Source organism: Pseudoalteromonas piscicida, from assembly GCF_002744175.1.
In the GTDB taxonomy this organism is placed as follows: Bacteria; Pseudomonadota; Gammaproteobacteria; order Enterobacterales; family Alteromonadaceae; genus Pseudoalteromonas; species Pseudoalteromonas piscicida_B.
On record NZ_NKHF01000044.1, the window covers coordinates 30,313 to 49,575 of the forward strand.

General features: G+C 42.7%; 11 protein-coding genes. 3 read left to right on the top strand and 8 right to left on the bottom strand.

Going from position 1 to position 19,263, the window contains the following annotated elements:
- Positions 1-9 precede the first annotated feature (9 nt).
- The 5 genes from recD to CEX98_RS10565 form a co-directional block, all read right to left on the bottom strand.
- Positions 10-1,896 carry an exodeoxyribonuclease V subunit alpha gene (gene recD / locus CEX98_RS10545; RefSeq protein ID WP_099642032.1) on the bottom strand — a complete coding sequence of 629 codons (1,887 nt, stop codon included), beginning with the start codon at positions 1,894-1,896 and terminating at the stop codon, positions 10-12.
- Complete coding sequence (recB, locus tag CEX98_RS10550) at positions 1,893-5,429, bottom strand: exodeoxyribonuclease V subunit beta (RefSeq protein ID WP_099642033.1); 3,537 nt, start codon at positions 5,427-5,429, stop codon at positions 1,893-1,895. The genes recD and recB overlap by 4 nt, the downstream gene beginning before the upstream one ends.
- On the bottom strand, positions 5,416-8,673 hold the full coding sequence (recC, locus tag CEX98_RS10555) for an exodeoxyribonuclease V subunit gamma (RefSeq protein WP_172439753.1): 3,258 nt from the start codon (positions 8,671-8,673) through the stop codon (positions 5,416-5,418). Before recC ends, recB begins: the two co-directional genes overlap by 14 nt.
- 133 nt (positions 8,674-8,806) lie before the next feature.
- The gene (locus CEX98_RS10560) at positions 8,807-9,832 is read right to left on the bottom strand and encodes a GGDEF domain-containing protein (protein WP_099642035.1); all 1,026 of its coding nucleotides are present in this window, start codon (positions 9,830-9,832) and stop codon (positions 8,807-8,809) included.
- A gap of 476 nt (positions 9,833-10,308) precedes the next feature.
- Positions 10,309-11,349, bottom strand: coding sequence for an alkene reductase (locus CEX98_RS10565; protein WP_099642036.1), 1,041 nt, complete (start codon positions 11,347-11,349; stop codon positions 10,309-10,311).
- Positions 11,350-11,706: 357 nt separating this feature from the next.
- Between CEX98_RS10565 and CEX98_RS10570 the strand changes: the two genes are divergently transcribed.
- Positions 11,707-12,285 carry a TetR/AcrR family transcriptional regulator gene (locus tag CEX98_RS10570; protein WP_099642037.1) on the top strand — a complete coding sequence of 193 codons (579 nt, stop codon included), beginning with the start codon at positions 11,707-11,709 and terminating at the stop codon, positions 12,283-12,285.
- Here CEX98_RS10570 and CEX98_RS10575 read toward each other — a convergent pair.
- Both CEX98_RS10575 and CEX98_RS10580 read right to left on the bottom strand, forming a co-directional pair.
- Positions 12,282-12,767, bottom strand: coding sequence for a hypothetical protein (locus tag CEX98_RS10575; RefSeq protein WP_099642038.1), 486 nt, complete (start codon positions 12,765-12,767; stop codon positions 12,282-12,284). The two genes, CEX98_RS10570 and CEX98_RS10575, sit on opposite strands and share 4 nt — an antisense overlap.
- Before the next feature lie 23 nt (positions 12,768-12,790).
- Entirely contained in the window at positions 12,791-13,084 is a 294-nt protein-coding gene (locus CEX98_RS10580; protein WP_099642039.1) for a hypothetical protein, read from the bottom strand.
- A gap of 634 nt (positions 13,085-13,718) precedes the next feature.
- On the opposite strand from CEX98_RS10580, the gene CEX98_RS10585 reads away from it, so the two are divergent.
- Together CEX98_RS10585 and CEX98_RS10590 are read left to right on the top strand one after the other, a co-directional pair.
- Positions 13,719-13,889, top strand: a complete 171-nt coding sequence (locus CEX98_RS10585) for a DUF2986 domain-containing protein (protein WP_099642040.1) — start codon at positions 13,719-13,721, stop codon at positions 13,887-13,889.
- A 151-nt stretch (positions 13,890-14,040) separates the two neighbouring features.
- Complete coding sequence (locus CEX98_RS10590; RefSeq protein WP_099642041.1) at positions 14,041-15,012, top strand: transposase; 972 nt, start codon at positions 14,041-14,043, stop codon at positions 15,010-15,012.
- A gap of 420 nt (positions 15,013-15,432) precedes the next feature.
- Here CEX98_RS10590 and CEX98_RS10595 read toward each other — a convergent pair whose 3' ends face one another.
- The gene (locus tag CEX98_RS10595; protein ID WP_099642042.1) at positions 15,433-18,987 is read right to left on the bottom strand and encodes a hypothetical protein; all 3,555 of its coding nucleotides are present in this window, start codon (positions 18,985-18,987) and stop codon (positions 15,433-15,435) included.
- Between the last annotated feature and the right edge of the window lie 276 nt (positions 18,988-19,263).

A 19,263-nucleotide genomic window follows, 5' to 3' on the forward strand; every position in this document is an offset into this window, starting at 1 on the left:
ATTCATCTTTTATTTTGTCGAGAGACGACTTCTAAGACCACTGCTGCGACTCACACTTCTATTCATGCCGCTGAGCAAAACCTTATATTGTGCAACCAATTCGAATTGCTTTTTAGCTCGAGTAATACCAGTATAAATAAGTTGTCGGTTAATACCTTGCTGGGCACGCTGTATTGGGGGCAAAATCATCGCCGTATGAGCGAACTCCGACCCTTGAGACTTATGTATTGTCATAACATAAACTCTGTCGAAGCTCGGCAACCTTGCAGGGTAAAAACGCCTAACATTTCCTTGTTCATCTATAAACGAAGCCTGTAACTCGCCCTGTTGATCTCGCAGAATAATCCCAATGTCTCCGTTAAAGAGCTTTAGCTGATAATCGTTTTGCGTGATCATAATCGGCATACCGACGTAAAAGCGCCCGTTAGGTTGGATCAGGCCCAGTTGACTGAGTTTGAGCTCAATCCTACGGTTTAACTCATTGACACCATATGGTCCTTCACGTACGGCCGCCAGTAGTTGATAACTGGCGAATTCGCTGTGTATGTAAGCTTCACTCTGCGCGCTGTGAATTGCCTCAAGATAACGTCGATAATGCTCTGCCGCGCGTGCAATTAACGCATTGTAAGCATCGCTATTGAGTTCATGTAACTGGAGATCAGCAAAGCCTTGTTTTATTACTGAGTCTAATTTCCGCTTATTGTTACTATTCACAGCAAACGCCAATTGACCGATGCCGCTATTGCTATCGAAACGATGGCTCTTTTGTAAAAATGCGAGGTTATCCTCAAGTATAAACTGAGCAGTTTCATGATTTGTTTGTGGTAGTGACTGCTTACTTAAGTGCGCCAATTTCGAGCTAAGTTCATCACTATAATTTGGCGCTTGCCCAAGTGTTAAGTTCTCGCATAAATCACTGAGTACATTACCGGTATCTACCGACGCTAGCTGATCTTTATCCCCTAATAAAATCAATCTGGCATGTTTAGGTAGTGCATCCACCAGCTTTGCCATCAAAGACAAATCAACCATGGAAGCTTCATCGACAATCAGTACATCCAAGTGCAGTGGGTTATCTTGACTGTGACGATAGTGCAAACTATTAGGAATAACACCGAGTAGACGATGAATCGTTTGTGCTTGCTCTGGCAATAGTTTAGCCAAATCAGGTGGCAAATTTAGCTTAGCCTTTGCCCCAATAATAGACTCGCTTAACCTAGCTGCCGCTTTGCCTGTTGGCGCGACCAGCTTAATGGTCAAAGGCGCACGTTCGTATAGCGACTGCAAAATTGCCAGCAACTTAGTGACAGTGGTGGTTTTGCCTGTACCGGGTCCACCGGTAATCACACAAAAACGCTTTACAATGGCAAGGGTGCAAGCCACCTTTTGCCAATCAATTTCTGCTGTCACTTCTTGAGGTGGAAAATAGGTGTCTAACAAAGCACCGAGTCTTTCCTCATCCAGCGTAACCTGTGCTGTTGCCAGCATCTCAAAATGGCCAGCAAGTTTTGCTTCGTAATTGGCCAGCCGGGCTAAATAAAGCTTGCTTCCATAGAGCCTGAGCGGTTTATCCTCACCAACAGCCTGATGCTGCGCAAGCGCCTCGACTGTCACTGGTACGCTTATAAATGGCGATAATACTTCGCCATCGCTGTCAATAAGGTAACCCAAGTCAAATGGATCCTGCCAATTTATCTCATCAAGCACCAAACAACTATGCTGGCGGGAGTGCGTGATTAACAGGAGTAAAAATACATACAAGTAATCATCGAGGCGCTGTTCATTTAATAATTTGGCCAATGCCAAGTCGGCTTTCCCGATGCGCTTATGTTCTAGCAAAAGGTCAATAAAACCGTGATGATCAAAGGCATCAAAGTCCATACTTAGTTGACTCATACAGACTCCTCAAATAACGCATCAAGTTGTAGCACTTGCTCAACACTTAATTGATTAAAGAAAATACCTTGCTCATCGGGTAGCGCACGTAAAAATAGATAGTAGCTCCCCCCTAAATGCTGCTGCGGTTGGTAGTTAGGCAGGCGTTGTTTTAATAAACGATGCAGAGCAACGGTATAAATCATATATTGTAAATGATATTGATGAGAAGACATTGCCGCATCTAGATTATCGTGTTGATAATCGTCTGGGCTGTCGCCTAAATAGTTTGACTTGTAATCAAGGACAAAGAATTGCTCTTGCCATTGGAAGATCAAATCAATAAAGCCTTTTAGCATGCCTTTAACATCGTCAAAATTCAAAAATGACTTTTGCCCCGTAATATCACTTAAGATCTTATTAAGTTTTACCGCACTCAGGGGTTTCAGAGGCAGGTAAAACTCCATTTCAACAATACAATGTTCCGGCTTAAGCTGGCTCAATTGTAGTGCTGGATGAGGTGTTAGCGGTGTCGCTAAGCAGCTCGCTATCCACTGCTTAGTGGCTGCTTGCCATTCTTCGGCAATACCATATTTATCCAGCGATTTAGTGACGGCATCAGTCAGCGTTAGCTTATCATCTCCTTGTGGCAAATGTGGGGCTGTGAAATCTATCAGTTCAAAAATTTCGTGCAAACAGCTGCCGGGCTTCGCCCCTTTGGGGAAGGTATAAGCAGACTTCTCACTTTCTTGACGTTGCTCCGGTAAATCGAGCAAATGGTTTTCATCTACGGCACCTGCGGGTTTATCACCATGATGGGTATGGTAGCTGAGCTGACTAAAACTGGTTGTTCGCCAGTGCCGCTCGATGCTACCGGTAAATGCTTTTGCAAAAAGCTGCGATGACGCTTCGTTTATCGAGTCAGTGATCACTTGGTTTGGATATTCGGTTTGATCTAACAAAGTAAAAGTCATGGTGGCATGTGCATCACAAAGCTGTTGTAATTCGCTTTGCCATTCCTCTGCGCTATCAAAAGTCTTTGCGCCAAATAATGCAAACCCTAACGCGGTTTTATGTAATGCTGACTTTTTACTTCTGCCTTGTTGGATATCATACAACCCCAGCTCGCAATAATGCACAGCTCGGGTGAGCGCAACGTATAGCAAACGAATGTCTTCCGCTAGGCGCTCCTGTTCGGCGTTTTCTTTTGCCTCATCATCTGCGTCAAGGTCAACAACAAGTTTCTCCCCTTGATGATAGATGCATGTATTTGATTCCCGATAGCCAAGTGCAAAGGGCATAAAAACAATGGGATACTCGAGCCCTTTTGACGCGTGCATCGTGACAATTTTAACGAGGTTAGCATCGCTTTCTAAACGGATCTGACTGCTATCACTTTGCGCATTATTCAATTGTGATAAGAACCAGCGTAACACTCGACCGCTACCATCTAGCTCCAGCTGTTTATGTTGGAGAAGCTCAGCTAAATGACGAAAATCGGTAAGCCAACGCTCGACCTCAATACCCTTTTGTCGCCATATAACAGGGAGCTCGCACGCAGTGAGCAGGCGCTCCAACATTGCCATTGCACCAGAGCGATACCACAACTGAGTTAATTCGCTGAAGAGTTGCAAATAATGCTGCCACTCTTGTTCGTTAAATTGCAGGTCATACAATGCTTGATGTTCTAGGTTAAACAAAGGTCCTGCGAGTACCCCTCTGAGGGCAGCCTCATCATAACTACCATGCAGCACTTCTAATAATTGATATAAGGCTATCGCTAACGGCTGGCTAAATACGCTGTCTCTGGCAAGATAGACACTGGCAATCCCACGCTGACTCAAAGCACGTTTCATTACACTGGCTTCAATACGATCACGTACCAAAATACAAATATCGGCGGGCACCACGGGTTGTTCACCAATCTTAGCCAGCCCAGCTTGCCCCTTTTCTACCAAGGTGGCGACTTTAGCCGCAAATGCTTGGCTCAAACCGGCTTGTGCGGCACTTTTATTCAGCGCTTCATCATCATTTGGTAGCAGGCTAAAACACAAGGCGCTATGCTTATCACCATCAATAACAAAGCGTGCATCCTGGGCTTTGCCTTTTGCACTCACCTCGACAAAAGGAATATCTTTGTTGTAGATAAAGCTATTTGGGTGACGTGTAAAAATGGTATTTACCGCAGCCACAACGTCACTGTCGGAGCGATAGTTAGTAGCGAGTGTAAATTGGTTATTACTCGCAATCTCCTTTTTAGCTCCAATGTAAGTGAAAATATCCGCCCCACGGAAACCATAAATCGCTTGCTTTGGATCGCCAATCATCGTCAAAGCGGTCTGTTCACGCTTGTAAATTTGGCTAAAAATGCCGTATTGCACTGGGTCCGTGTCTTGGAACTCATCGATCATGGCAACGGGATATTGCTGCGCTATCTTCTCACTTAAGCTTTCACCGCTATCGCCTAGCAATGCGTGATGTAACTGTTTTAGCAGATCGTCGGGTGAAATTAACCCATATTCTTCTTTATGAGCCTGAAGTAAGGATCTCACTTCGCTCACCGCTTGCTGTACCAGCGCAATGCGAAGACCACTGGCAACTAACTGATGTAACTCAGCTAACGTATCAAAATGGCGAATAAGCTCATGCTGCAAAGGCACTGTATTCTTTTTGTAATGCTTAGGATCGGCCAGACTTTCGCTTCCCCATAAACCGAATGAGTAATTGCTAGTGCCGAACTCAAACCACCACTGTTCACTATTCACATAGTTTTCAAGTGCTTGCAAGTTGTTTTTGTGACCAGGTGTGCGATTACCAGCCAAGCCCGCACTTCTGAGTACATTAAGATAATCCGTTTTGACGATTTCAGCCTTTAACCAAAGTGCTAGCGTTTGGTACTTTTCTCGCGCGGCAAACACCGCATCTAGTGACATCGCAGGCTGAATATCAGCGTTTTCTTTGCTAAGTAACGGCCTGACTTGCTTTGCAAGTGCATATGGCGTAGCAAACTGTTCGACCACAGCTTGGGTCTTTTCTTCGTCTAAAGGGTACACAAAGCGTCGCCAATGATCTGCCATCGCAGCGTCAATCAGCTCACTCTCATCAAGAATAAACTCAAGGTTAAATGCCACCTTAGATTCAAAAGCATGCTGCTTTAGCATTCGTTGGCAAAAGCCGTGAATGGTGAAAATAGCCGCTTCATCCATCGACTTCGCTGCCGCATCGAGAAGATCAAAAGCTCGTTTTTTATCTTCAATTTGCTCAAGGATTGCGGTTATCAAGTCGTCGTTGATTGTTTCGCCCAGTAACACATCTCTCGCTTGGATGATGCGTTTTCGTACCCTGTCTTTGATCTCTTGCGTCGCGGCTTCGGTAAAGGTAACCACAAGTATTTGCTCAACGCTTAACGGCTCGGTATGCTCACCAGGGGTCCGCAAGCCAAGTAAGTAGCGTAGATAAAGGCCGGTGATGGTGTAGGTTTTACCTGTACCAGCACTGGCCTCAATGAGATTTTGTCCACTCAGTTGCATGGTGATGGGATTAAGCATTTCCATGAGCCACCTCCGTTGCAATGGTTAGTATCGGCTCGAATAAAGCCAGACTTAATTCACAAAAACGTTGCTCGTGGGCCGATAAATCATCAAAACAAAGTTGCACATAAGGGTCTTCTCCCTCACCGCGACCTATATATTGTGGTTTAAATTTGCTGGCCGCTGCTTTAATGTCTTGCGTCTTGGCAAACTCCATGCTGGTATTGGCAAAAAATGGCAGTGGTTCACTAAGTGCTTGTTTATAAAAAGCCAGCCACTGCTGCAAATATGTCTGCGATTGTTGCTGCCCCAACACTGTAAACTGAATGCTTTGGTCTAAACCAACAATATAGGTGGTGACTTCTTGCCCCATTGCACAAGCGGCGCAGTGGTGTAGAAAACCTTTAATCAAGTCTTTAGCCTTAATGCTAGCACTGCGATAATACACTTGACGGTTTTCATACAAACTATCGAGCCATCCCACCACCATATGATCATCGAGTTGCAGCTTGAGTTCGATAGGTTCTTTAGGCTCAATGAGCAAAGGAGTCAGCACACGTACCATAGGTTCTACACGCGTTAATAGCCCATCTAACTGGAGCTTGCCAATGTTGGCCTGCGGTAATGAACCTCGCTGTAGGATTTGTTCAATATTCAGGGGCTTTTGCTGCAGTTGCGCCTCAAGGACTTCGTCTAGATATTGATAGCGCTCCAAAGCATTCAATGCAAAAGGCTCTTCGTCTGGGCTTAATGCCTCTACGGGCTTGAGCTTTACACCAAGAGATTGCTGATAAAATAGTTTTTGTGGCTCACAGACTCCGCGCAGCAATTCGCTAAACTCTATTTCAGTATCTAGCACCACCTGTAACGGCTTGTCCTGTGGTTTTTGAACAGGTGTATGCTGCCATAACCAAGTTTGGTTATAACTTTGCAGCGCTCCTGCTTTAAAGTGGTCTGGATTAAATGGTTGCAACGGCAGTTGTTGCGTTAGCCTAGCTACCACAGACTGCTCAGGAGCGTCTTCAAAATAAAAGCTACGCTCTAGATACTCAGCCAGCTCACTGACCAACACCGAAGGTACCTGTGCTTCGTTATTAAAACATGACCGACCAATGTAGCTGATGTAAAGGTTTTCTCGTGCACTCAGTAACGCCTCTAAAAAGAGGTATCTGTCATCAAGCTTACGAGAGCGGTCACCTTTTTTTCGAGTCGAGTGCGCAACCAAGTCAAAACCAATGGGTTGTACCGTACGAGGATAATCGGCGTCGTTTAATCCGAGCATACACACCACTTTAAATGGAATTGCTCGCATCGGCATGAGTGTACAAAAGTTGACGGCTCCAGCTAAAAAGCGTTGCCCTACGCCCTTTTCCTTTACCCCTTGCTTAACCAAATAAGCCAATATTTTTGCCGACACAGGCTCTTGAATATCGCCATTTTCATAATGCTTTTCAATATTCTCGATGATCTGCTCAAGCTTGAGTAAGTCCCAACTTTGCTCCGATTCAGAAGCATAAAACAGTGTCATTGCCTCTCGTAAGGTAGTGGCAAAATGCACTAAGGTTTGTTCTTTGCTCAGCGCTTGCTTCAGCCACATTAAGGCATCAATAAAGCCAATCAGCTTATTTAATACAGCGACCGACATACCCTCGACTTCATCTGCTGGGTAAATTGATGCAAACGAGGTGAGCTCGTCGTTGGTTGCAACGCCTAAAAGCAGCCGGTTTAAGCCATGTTGCCAAGTGTTTAGCGATATTTTGGGCAGACCATACTCTCGCTTATGCTGTTCATTTATGCCCCATTTCACATTCACCTGTTCCAGCCAATAACGGATCAAATCAAATTCATGAGCTTCAAGGTGGAACTGCTCCGCAATCGGTGTTACCCCTAACAAATCTAAAATATCAGACACACAAAAGCGATTATTAGGTAAGTCGGTTAAGGTAATAAAAGACGTGAGTATGGGTCGCTCTTGTTCAATGGCCAAGTCTGAAATCGCATATGGAATGCGAAGGACTTCTTCGGTACTATCAAAAACCGCTTTGATAAATGGTGAATAGGCACCAACATCGGGCATCATTACGATTACATCTTTAGGGGTAAGCGCTGGATTTTGCTCAAACAGATTCAGTAAGTAATCGTGCAGTCGCTCCACTTCACGCAGTGGCGTGTGGCAATCCTGAAACACTAGACTACGGTCATCCACCGTGATTGGCAATTTGCCCTCATCAGAGACAAACCAGTTTGGATCAGCCGTTAGCGACTCTCCTTTAAACGCCAATTGGTAGATTTCTTGCTGTACTTGGCCAAGCAAATGGTCATCAAACTCACCGTCAAAGCCGTCTAACCAGCTCGCGTCTAGTTGCAATAACTGCTCAAAGTAGTCTCGTCCGAGTTTTCCCCACGAAGACAATAAGGGGTTACCAACATAGTAATACTCGCCATCTTTTGCTTCAAGCTCAGGCTTCTTGGCATATTTTGCAGCAACTTTGGCTTGCGTTTTTTCATCCACCAAATCGCCCCAATAATGCTCACTGGGGTTAAAAAAGAACAGAAATACATTGGTTTTTTTACCAAGAGCCTGAAAGATCTCTAATTGGCTTGTGGCTATGGCCGAGAGTCCAAAAATACAGATCCGTTCTGGGAGTTTTTCTGGTTCAGCATCGTTTAAAGCCTGTAATAACTGTTCGTGCATATTAGCGCGATGATATGGACTTTGCTCAAGCTCTACTACATGACTTACCAAGCGTCGCCACAGATCTGGCTGCCAAGGTGCAATAGCCGCAACATCAACGTCTAGGAGGCTATCTTGACCTTGCCCCCAAAGCTCAATCCACTCTGGTCTATACATTAAGTATTGGTCAAATACGTCGGCAATCTTTTCACACAGCGCAAACAGTTTAATACGAGAAGGGTCTTCGCCTAAATAACGCTTTAAGGCAATATAACTTGGGTCATCGATACAGTTGGGCAATATCGTAAAGAGCTTCCACGCCATGTTGCCTTTGTTAAATGCGGACTCACTTGGCACATCATCAATAAACGTTTGATATAGCTTCCAAATAAAACTAGAAGGTAACGGAAAATCCACTTGTGCACTGATCCCCAATTGTTGACTCATGCCAAGCTTCAGCCATTCAGACATACCTGGAGACTGTACCAATACAGTTTCTTTTTCGAAAGGGCTCGCGAGCGGAGCAGATTTAATTAATGTGCAGAGTTGCGCCTGCAAGATTTCCATTCTGTTCGATTGGATGATGTGTAACATGTTGTCTGCCATGCAGTTTAACGCTGGGTTAAGTGTATCTGAATCTCCCTGTAAGCGGTAGTAATTGAGAAGTGTAACGACGCAGTTGGGTAGAAAAGCGGCGCTGACCGCTTCTCACACTCTACTCGGCAGGTTAAAACAAGTCGATATCAGAGTTTTCTTCTGGTATTTCAATCTTGTGCTGTGATAACAGCTCTTCATAAAAACACATCATGTCGCGCCCGTTATCTTTGGCGTAATACAGGGCTTTGTCTGCGTTTTCTAATACAGTAATGGGAAAGTCATATGGGCTGATCCGTGACATGCCAACACTGACCGTCAGTTTTTTAACAAACGGGAAATGCGTGTTTCTAATAAGCTCCATAAATTCGTCCATTTTTGTTTTAATGGAGTCATAGTCAGTTGGCTCAAACACCAATACAAACTCCTCACCACCAAACCGGAACAATAAGTCTGTTGATCTAAAGAACTGACGCATACGCTGAGCTAACAGAAGCAGAACTTCATCACCACAGACGTGACCATAGTTATCGTTTACTTTTTTAAAGTGATCTATGTCCATAATTGCCAGCCACGATGTCGCACCTTTATGTACAGAGCGTACATCACCATGCCAGACCGTTTTATGTTGCTTGATCACTTGCTTTTCGATCAGCTGCTTTAGGCGTTTTTCAAAGGTTTGACGATTAAGTAAGCCTGTGAGCTTATCACGCTCGTTTTCATGAAGAATGGTCAGGTAATTTTCAAAAATACGACAAAAAGCATTTAACAATACTTGGTCTGCACTAGACATACCGTTGCTGACTACGGCTATTGCCCCGACGGGTTTTTCTAGGAGACTAATTGGCACCCAGCGCCGCTCCGTCCCATCTTTTGCCTGAACCGTAATAATACATGCTGACTGCAAACAAGAGATAAGCTCCTTGTCTGGTTCTTTGATCAGGCTTCTTTCTTCCCAGTCGAACTCTTTGTCTGATAGTTTTCTGAGCAATAGGCTTCTTTCTATGGCTATTTCTCCGGGTACTAAAAGATCTTTAAACACAGCGACTTCTTCACAACCAATAAACTCTTGGATAGTGGATACTAAGCTATATTCGAGAGAATCAACGTCTCGCGTTTTGGTAATTTTGATTACGGAATTTAATAAGTCTTCTTGCATGTTCGACGCACTCACAACTGCTCTGCTGCCATATTATTACACACTTACCGAACAAATAAACCGCAAAATACTCCTTTATTCGTACTAATGTTAATGAATAAGCTACAATCCAGTTGATTAATAATTAGCAAATGCTTGAAGGGGCAATATTTATAGCCGCTCAAACTTAAATAGGTAGATAAAGCAAATAGACTGCTTAATAAATACATAACACTTTCTAAGCTTATGCAATACACAAAAAAATGCCAAACTTAAGTGTTTGGCATCGCTTAAAATTCATACTTACGGATTGCTTATCGTAAAACCAATACAACTCCAACCTGAGCCTTGGATAAAAAGTTAGTTAATCAACTAAAATGCCAACGCTCACAGGTGTAATATCAATCTAGCCAGAAGTTGTTTCTTAATACGAGGTAAATTTAACGTAGTAGTAAGAGATAATACCTGCTAGAGAACAAGCTGTTATCAAGTTCAGGCTATTCTAGGGTTGCTAGCATAGACTCATCATAAGCTTTGATAGCTTGACCTTTACGCACTTTCTCAACGTAGTCTGGGTTGGCAATAAATGGTCGCCCAATCGCCAGCAAATCAAATTGCTGTTTTTCAATCGCTTCAGCGCCAGACTCAGCAGTGTAGCTACCAACTCCAACTAACGTTCCCTTATACAAGCTCCGTAAATAAGCAGACGCGCTACCTCCTAAGTAATCGAACTCCATGCTATCGTCAAAAATTCCAACATGAACATATGCAAGTGTGCGATTATTTAAAGCTGAGAGTAAGTAATCAAATACTGCTCTATCTCTTTGGTCGCCTTCCATGTTGAAGTATGCCCCAGGAGACAAACGCAAGCCAACACGCTCTCCTCCAATACTCGCAATAACGGCATCGGTAACCTGCAACGCAAACCGGCTCATATTTTCAGGGGTTTCACCATATTCATCAGTACGTTGGTTTGATGCATAATGCAAAAATTGGTCAATCAGGTAGCCATTCGCACCGTGGATTTCAACACCATCGAACCCAGCTTCAATGGCATTTTCTGCTGCTTTCGCATAATCAGCAACCAGCTGAGCAATGTCTTCTGTTGTTGCCGCTTTTGGAGTTTGGTAGGTCAACTCTCGCATTCTTGGCACTGAGCCTTCAATACCAATGGCAGAGGGTGCGAGGACATCCCCACCAAAGAAGTGAGGGTGAGCAACACGACCTACATGCCATAACTGGGCAAAGATCTTGCCACCATTCGCATGTACCGCGTCTGTTACTTTCTTCCATCCAGCAATTTGCGCTGACGTAAATAACCCTGGGGTATTGGGGTAACCTTGGGCATCGGGGCGAATAATGGTCGCTTCACTAATGATGAGTCCCGCCTCGGCACGTCGAGCATAGTACTTCACCATATCATCAGTCGGCACGAGATTATCGTCTGCCATACAGCGTGTTAGCGGTGCCATAAGAATGCGATTTTTAAGTGATAGGGTGTCGTTGAGCTTAACGTCGTCAAAAAGTACCTGCGGCATGTTTGTTTCTCCTTTTTTGAATATACATTCAACATATGGATTCTTGAATCATTATTCAAGTAAATTTCAAATATTATTATTTAACCTCAGGTTTGGATAAGAAGTGAGCTAATTTATTTTTCAAAATCACATTAAACTATCTCCTTTTCTAGCCAGAAAGTTTTGGGGATAACTCCACTCTCGCGTCATGCTACCGAGCTGATACCTACATCCTTGTAGGCAAGACGAATTTACGCACCAATAGCAGGCTGCTAGAAAAGCATTAATTATCCGAAGCTCAGATTATTTATGCCATAAAAGCCAAGGGATTTTGTTATAATGTCTACCTGACAAGTAACTGCCAAACCTTGGAAAATAATGAGAACAGCAGAGTTTGATAGAGAATCCGTATTAAGAAATGCAATGCACGCATTTATGACATACGGCTACAACAAAACCAGTATGCCAAAACTGACCGAAGTAACTGGCTTGCACCCAGGCTCTATTTACTGCGCATTTAAAAATAAAAAGGGCTTATTACTAGCTGCCATCGACCAGTATCAGTCAGATAGACACGCTCACTACCAACAGTTATTCGAAAACAGCACATGTCTTCGCGATGCTTTAACACTATTTTTGGACGATTTACTCAGTGAATGTTTAGCAGATGAATCAAAAAAAGTATGTCTGTTGACCAAAACACTTAACGAAATCGGTGAGCAAGATAATGAGATCCAAAGCGTATTAAATGCCCATCTTCAGCAGTTTGAATCTTTGATAAGGCAGCAATTTTTGACTGCTTGGCCAGATAGTGAGGTAATGACAGAAGAAGCCGCAGCCAATAAAGCGCGATTTTTTATTATGTGTGTTTATGGTATTCGAACTTACTCCGTCACCCAGTGTAACAGCGAGCATCTACAAACACTTGCCGATCAAGTTCTAGCGGCTTCACTCTAGTCTTGATGCGCCTTACGATATTCCGCGCTAAACGAGTCGTGCAAGCTTTTATCAATATAATCAAGGTGCCATTGTATAAAACGCGAGTCGTTTCTTAATAGTTCAAGCTCAACATTTAGCACAGCCAGTAACGCTTGTGTTGCCGGTGTGTCACTACAGGCAATATGACCTGTGATCAACGGTGAAAATGTATTGAGTTCAACTATCCTAGGCTTTACTTTCCCATTCTTGCCGTAAAAGGCTACGACACTCGGATATTCTAATAATACTTCAAACCGCCCGCTCATTAACATCGAATACATTTGCGCTTCGTTTTCACTTCCCTCTTTAATGTAAAGCTGCTCAGCTACGGTATTTGCAATGATAGCATCCGCTTTATCACCATAAGAGCGCTCCTTCTCTATTCCTAATAGCCAATTAGGATTTGCTGCAAGCAAGTCTTCAAGACTCGAGCTGTTTTTTGTACCACTCACCTCAACCATTGGTCCAACAAATACCTGTAGCCCTAGAAAATAGGTGATTGGATCAGAAACAATAGCGTTTTGCTGCGCTCCTTATTTTTAACTAGGTTTCTAACACAAGCGACTTCACCATTTGCAATGTTTTTCAGCGCGCGGTCAATACTTGCTTCGCGATTGTCGATCACAAAACCAGCCAAACGACTCTGCAGATAAGAAAATACGTGGCTTTCTGTTTGCACCCCTTGAGATGGATTATGGTATATAGTGACCACTTGAGATTGAACCTCTTTGCAACAACACCCAATCAACAAGCTAAACAAAAAACCAAATTTCTTCATACCAACATCCCTTTGATGTTACCTGTACAAGTAAACTACCTACTACTTTTATACTGCAAATATCACTCGTAGCAAAGCAATAACTTACGTGACACGTCAACGTATGTCATAACAACTAGAATGAAATATCTTACCGTAGCACTTGCTCGGCATAATATAGATGTACTGGACTATTTTGCTTCTCGTCACCTTTGAATTAACAACACCATAGCTCTTGTAGTTGGAGCGAACTCGCAAAGTATTTACACTCCTAAAAACTTTTTCCTACAGGTGAAAATAGTGGTGGGTGCCAGTATAGTTCTATGGGTGTCTATGCTATTTATCTAGAGTTATTTCCCTTAGGGGAAAATATTGGCAATGGTGGGTGTCTTGATAGTCCGCTTTTTCCTGTAGGTGAGAATAATGATGGGTGTCAGTATTGTCCTGTATGATTAGATTGGATTTTTTAGCAAAGTAATCCCCAATGATTCGGGAAGGTGTGATTTCCCATTATTAACCTCCAGCTTTAATGGTTACAAAAGACATCAATTATCCCTACCTCTTTTATAGGAAGGTTAAATAGCTATCTTTTTATCATTGTTGAACCCACGAGTGCTAAGGTAAACTAGCACTTCATTCATCATGAGTTGTGAACATGAATCGCAAAAAGAAAATTTACGAAACCCTAAAGAAAAAAGACAAACGTGCAAATGCAAAACTCCAAAAAAGCAATAAGCCGCGCTATATCTCAAAAGCTGAACGTGAAAAAATTGCAGCCCAGCAGAAAACCTGTGAGGAGTTAAATGACGAAGACAATGATAAGTAATTACTTGGATTTAGTATCAGCTCGACCTGTAGTTCGCCGATAATCTCCTCATCAAGATCACTGACACCCACCTCAACGTTTTCCAAATTTGCAAGCCTCTTAGATGTCGTCTACGCTCTAACTCTGAACTCAAAGGATTGAGGAAAAAGCGATGGCGACTGCCCGTAAAAAACTGATTAGTTTAACCGATACCAAATACTACCACTGTATCTCACGCTGCGTACGCCGAGCATTTTTGTGCGGTGAAGATGCACTCACTGGCAAATCCTTCGAACATCGCCGCGGTTGGATTGAGGAAAAACTCCTAGCGCTAGGCGCTGTATTTTGTATTGATGTGTGTGGATATGCGGTGATGAGTAATCACTCTCATCTTGTTCTACATGTTGACGATGATGAGGCTAAGCGATTGTCTGACAAAGCCGTTGTGATACGATGGCATGAATTGTTTAAAGGCAACGCCGTAACGCAAAAGTTTGCCAACGGCGAACCGCTGAGCGAGTCAGAGCATGTGATTTTAGCCGAGCAAGTTGCCAAGTATCGCGAAAGATTGGCAGATATCAGCTGGTTTATGCGGGTTCTCAATGAGGATATCGCCCGTAGAGCAAATAAAGAAGATGGCTGTACAGGTCGCTTTTGGGAGGGTAGATTCAAATCTCAAGCACTGCTTGATGAAGCAGCCCTAGCAGCCTGCCTTGCCTATGTAGACCTAAACCCCATTCGAGCCAAAGTCGCTACAACACCAGAAACTTCAGACTACACCAGCATCAAAAAGCGGATCGACTATGCCAAACTCGGCCAGCAACCCAAGTCTCTACTATGCTTTGCTGGCAGCCCACAAAAAAACATGCCAAAAGGACTCCCCTTTGAACTCAGCTATTATATTGAACTTGTCGAGCTCACAGGCCGATGTATTCGTGCTGACAAGCCTGGGTATATTGACGATATGCAACCCATCCTTACTCGATTAAATATAGAACCCGAGAGCTGGTTCAAACTTACCACGCAGTTTTCACGAGTATTTCACGGCGCGGTGGGTAGGAAGCGCGCTATCACCGCTCATTGTAAAACACTTAAAAAGCACCGGCGTACTAACCTAACCAACTGCGAACGCTTGCTGGGTTAAATAAACTCACATCCATAACTTCCATATTCCTGACTATGTGATCTCAGGAGTTCTCCTGTGCGTGATAATAACTTTTGATCTTGAAAGCAATTCATTTCTGTAAATCAACTGGTTTATACAAGTCTTATCCGCTAAAAGCGCTACAGATTAGCCTCTGTTGAGCGACTTTTCACATAAATACCTAAAATAACAGTGGGTGTCAGCATTGTTACTTTTGAATGAGAATTCAGGATGTGGCAACTACCCTAATTCCGTAGATGAAAATAGTGATGGGTGCCCGCGTTGCTTTTCTCCCGCGTTGCTTTTCTCCGAAAATCACTCACAAATACCCGCTACAAGTACAATAAATTTTGTCGGACTACTTTTCTATCTTTGGTCTTACGAGGGTAAGACCCTCGCAAGACCATAACAGGTATCCAACTAGTGAATGATATATTCTGGCCTGTAGAACATATAGGCCTCTAAGTTATTGGGTAAGCCAGTTGAAACGGCTTCTAATGAAATTGATGCCTTTACCGCTTGAGAAGGAGCAGTAAACTCTCCTTTCAATAGTTCCCAATTATCAGCATCAGGCCAAAATCCACTGCCATACGCTCTCTTACCTGCATATTGATGACCTGAAGGATTTATCCCTCGTTCCTCTCCTCTACCGCCCTCAAAATAAGCTGATTTCATTGCGTGTGTTAAGCATGCATACTTAAATTGCTCTTTGGTTAGTCCAACATTCTGCTCAAGCAACAGTGTATTATTAGTATCGTAAAACGATACACGAACTCTTGGCTCGGCTGAACAGCGAACCAGATCATCTTCCTTAATACCGGTTATGTCTGACTTAAAGGCTACCTCTTCCAGTAATCGGGCCCTTACTAGGGACTTGACTGATATTGTCTGTCCGGATGAGATTGCAATGTTATCTAGTTTTTTGCTACTTACTTTTCCGGGAATGATATCGTGGTTAGTTAGCATTATAATAGGCTCTTTTGGAAAAATATTATTATCTCCCTGGAAAGCTTTGGTAGCTAACCCATTGTTTTTCTTTGCAGATCTTGTTGCTTCAATGAAGCTATACAGGCTGCGTAAATCACTGATCGACTCTACTAAATCCCATCGGTGGAATTTATCTTGTGAATTATCACCCTTTATATATCTCCCGGCTACACATGAATTTTTCAACCCACGCGCATACTGAGAGTAACAATATGCCAAGCCACCATTGTCATCGTAAAGAAAACTGCGTTTCCCTTGCCTGAATTCTGGCGGGAACTGAGTCATAATATAGTCAGTATAGTAACTTAAATCACCATAGAAGCCATCCGTGTATTTAGTCTCTCCATGCAGTCTAGATCTGTATGAGGGGTATTCAAAGTTTTTAAAATGAGGATGTATGAGGTGACCTGGATCCGTCGAGAGCAACCCAAAATCTCTTTCATTATTAACTATCGGTTTACCCAATGCTCTAATATACTCAATCATGAGTGAGTATTTACTTGCATCAGACTCAGGAAGCTTATTAAACAACCCTCGCACGTACCAATCTAATACTTCTCTATCAATGGCCTCATCACTCATATCTCCACTTTTTTTATTGCCAAATCTTCGTGAAGTCGCATTCGGCTGGAAAAATACTTGGTCAAAGTGTTCAACAAAACCACCAGCCTTTATAGAAGAGAAACGAGTAAAGCACTCTTCTACCTTTTCTTCACTTTTTTCACAGGTAAACTCAGAAAATTTCTTTCCTGGCGATGCATGTGTTTTGAAATCAGCATTTATTGTACTATAAACAAAAGCAAGGTGCTGGAGCTGACCTGTTGTGCCTGGGTTATTGGCTGTAAAGCCATTGAGATAGCGTTTGATTTCTCGCAGATAATCATTAAATGCCGAGAGGCAGGCTTCATCTGTTTTTGATGCTTTACAGACGCTTTCGTTTTTCATACCAGATGATTCTTGACCCCATTTAAAACCTGCGAGTCTTACATTGGTTTTTTCGCCCCTTTCTTTGACATTTTCCAAGAAAATACTGTACTGCTCAATTACTTCATCAATATAGTACTTTGTTCTTTTCAAATGCAAACCATAGTCAAAGCTATCAGCAGAACCTGGCTCTATAAAGGGGGCGGGAAGAATCAGGTAAACACCTCTTGGCGCCTCAGTATCCAAAGTTGTTTTATGAATAGCATCAAATATCGAAACTCTTTTGCCATTTTCATCAGGTTTAAACAAGTATTTAGTATTAAATTTTGAATCGTTCAAATCAACTAAATCAAGTTCAGACTTTACGCCAAACACATTATCAAGATACTCTCTCCAGAAATGTCTACTATTGACCGTTGTCAGCGGAGCAATAAGCCCATCACTTTCATGGAAAGTATTTTCAAGTCGATTTACGCTTGTGGTGTTCTTATCATACTTTCCTAGATTATTCCAAAGCACAACACCATCAAATAGTACTTTTGACGTTTCCGGTTGTGCAGCCACGCCGCTGTTTGCCTTGAGATTGCCTTGTGCATCATCAATGGCGTAGGGAAACATGTATGCTTTTATTAGCTCATAACCATCTACTTCGTAGAAGTAATGCGGACCCTTCGCGGGAGCTGCTCCAGCAGTTCCAACCTTGGCTCTTGGCCATAGTTTATTGTATACATTCTGTTGACTACTATCCGTTTCAGCATGAATTGCAACGATGTGAAGCGGAGTCCCCTCGTAATAGACATTGTTATTCCATTTAGCGAGCTTTATTGTTGGAGTAGAATTGGTGTCAGTTACATACCTGCACTGATTATACCTATTACAGGCTTTCAACTTCACTCTTACACTCTGATTTGTTTTATAGTTCGTACTATTAATGTTGTTACCGAACTTAAACCTAACGTTACTCCCTACATTCTCAGTGTTATAGGAACCTAAAAGGCTGCCACCTTCTGCTAAAACATCAACCTGATAAGAATTAGCATTTTTTATTTGTGATATGTTCCAAGAAAGATATTCATTCTTATTGTAGTACGGGTCAATTATTTTATTTCCTGATCCATGCTCATAATTAAATGAAGCATTACCTTCGACTTCCGCGCTACCCGACACATTAATAGTATGATAGCTTTCTGTACATGGTAAGCTTGGATTGCAAGCTGCAATCTTATATGTATGCCAACCCGGGTTACTAGAACGATGCGTGTAATGAAGATCCTTACCTGAGTATAACTGACGACCATCTAGAGAAATAGCGTAATACCCAGATGGGATCATACCTCCAGCAGGGCGCCAGGTAATGTTTACCGCTTCATTGAGTTCAACATCCACTTTCTCAGATGTCAGGTTTCTAACAAAACCAGGGGATGAATAGATATAGACCCCAGTTGTTGCTGCGGAGCTACATTTATCTTGCGAATTACAAGCCTGAACAGAGAATGACTGCCTACCATAATTTGCGAAGTTCAGTTTTTTACTCTGACCACTAAAATAAGCGCCATTCAGTTTATAATAACTTACATATTGCCCCCCAGACTGGGGATTCCATTTTAGCACAAAATCTTTATTTACCGGCTGATAATACTCATGCGATCCGAAAGCAGGTACGCTAGGAGTTGGTAAGTCTCTGATCTGGACGCATTGCTCATTATTTATATTAAATAATCCGAACTCGCCCTCATTCGAGTTCCATCCTCGAACAATAAAGCACCAACGACCTGTCTGATTAAGCGAAATTGACGTACCTGAACCTCTATGATCCTGAAAAGTGTAATCGCCTCCGTTTAACCGATAGCCTATTTTCACGAAAGAAAAGTCGGCGAACGAAAAGCCCGGTAAGGGAGACCAAGAAATATTTACAGGGCTATTCAGATATCCAGAGTTTGGTACAGAAATAGAGTGTGTTACTTTACCGGCGACGGTATTGGCTAAGGCTGGAAGTGACAATGATGAAACAAATAGAACTTTCGACATTGTCAGCCAGATTTTATTTGATATTTTAAATTTCACAATTTTCCCTTTTTATTTAAAATCAACTCAATTGTACCCATTCATGTTACATTTGCTAGCAATTTCCTCATCAATTTTTAATTATCTCAACTTCATAATTTAAGAGATCATGTACGATGTTTAGGGGACTAGGAGGAAGAAAAAGCCAACTACAGCAATTGATGGAGAACTGACCCAATTTTAGTAGAAGTTATTTGGCCTCTTATCTTCAAAGAAGAAACGACAAAATCGTGAGCCAAATTGCTGATAGCAAATTGCTGACACCCACCTTAATTC

What these genes read in the sequence shown, in the direction of transcription:
- recD (WP_099642032.1), bottom strand. Translation starts at nt 1,896, where the DNA reads ATGAGTCAACTAAGTATGGACTTTGATGCCTTTGATCATCACGGTTTT.
- CEX98_RS10590 (WP_099642041.1), top strand. Translation starts at nt 14,041, where the DNA reads ATGGCGACTGCCCGTAAAAAACTGATTAGTTTAACCGATACCAAATAC.
- recC (WP_172439753.1), bottom strand. Translation starts at nt 8,673, where the DNA reads ATGTTACACATCATCCAATCGAACAGAATGGAAATCTTGCAGGCGCAA.
- CEX98_RS10575 (WP_099642038.1), bottom strand. Translation starts at nt 12,767, where the DNA reads ATGGTTGAGGTGAGTGGTACAAAAAACAGCTCGAGTCTTGAAGACTTG.
- CEX98_RS10580 (WP_099642039.1), bottom strand. Translation starts at nt 13,084, where the DNA reads ATGAAGAAATTTGGTTTTTTGTTTAGCTTGTTGATTGGGTGTTGTTGC.
- CEX98_RS10585 (WP_099642040.1), top strand. Translation starts at nt 13,719, where the DNA reads ATGAATCGCAAAAAGAAAATTTACGAAACCCTAAAGAAAAAAGACAAA.
- CEX98_RS10565 (WP_099642036.1), bottom strand. Translation starts at nt 11,349, where the DNA reads ATGCCGCAGGTACTTTTTGACGACGTTAAGCTCAACGACACCCTATCA.
- CEX98_RS10570 (WP_099642037.1), top strand. Translation starts at nt 11,707, where the DNA reads ATGAGAACAGCAGAGTTTGATAGAGAATCCGTATTAAGAAATGCAATG.
- CEX98_RS10560 (WP_099642035.1), bottom strand. Translation starts at nt 9,832, where the DNA reads ATGCAAGAAGACTTATTAAATTCCGTAATCAAAATTACCAAAACGCGA.
- recB (WP_099642033.1), bottom strand. Translation starts at nt 5,429, where the DNA reads ATGGAAATGCTTAATCCCATCACCATGCAACTGAGTGGACAAAATCTC.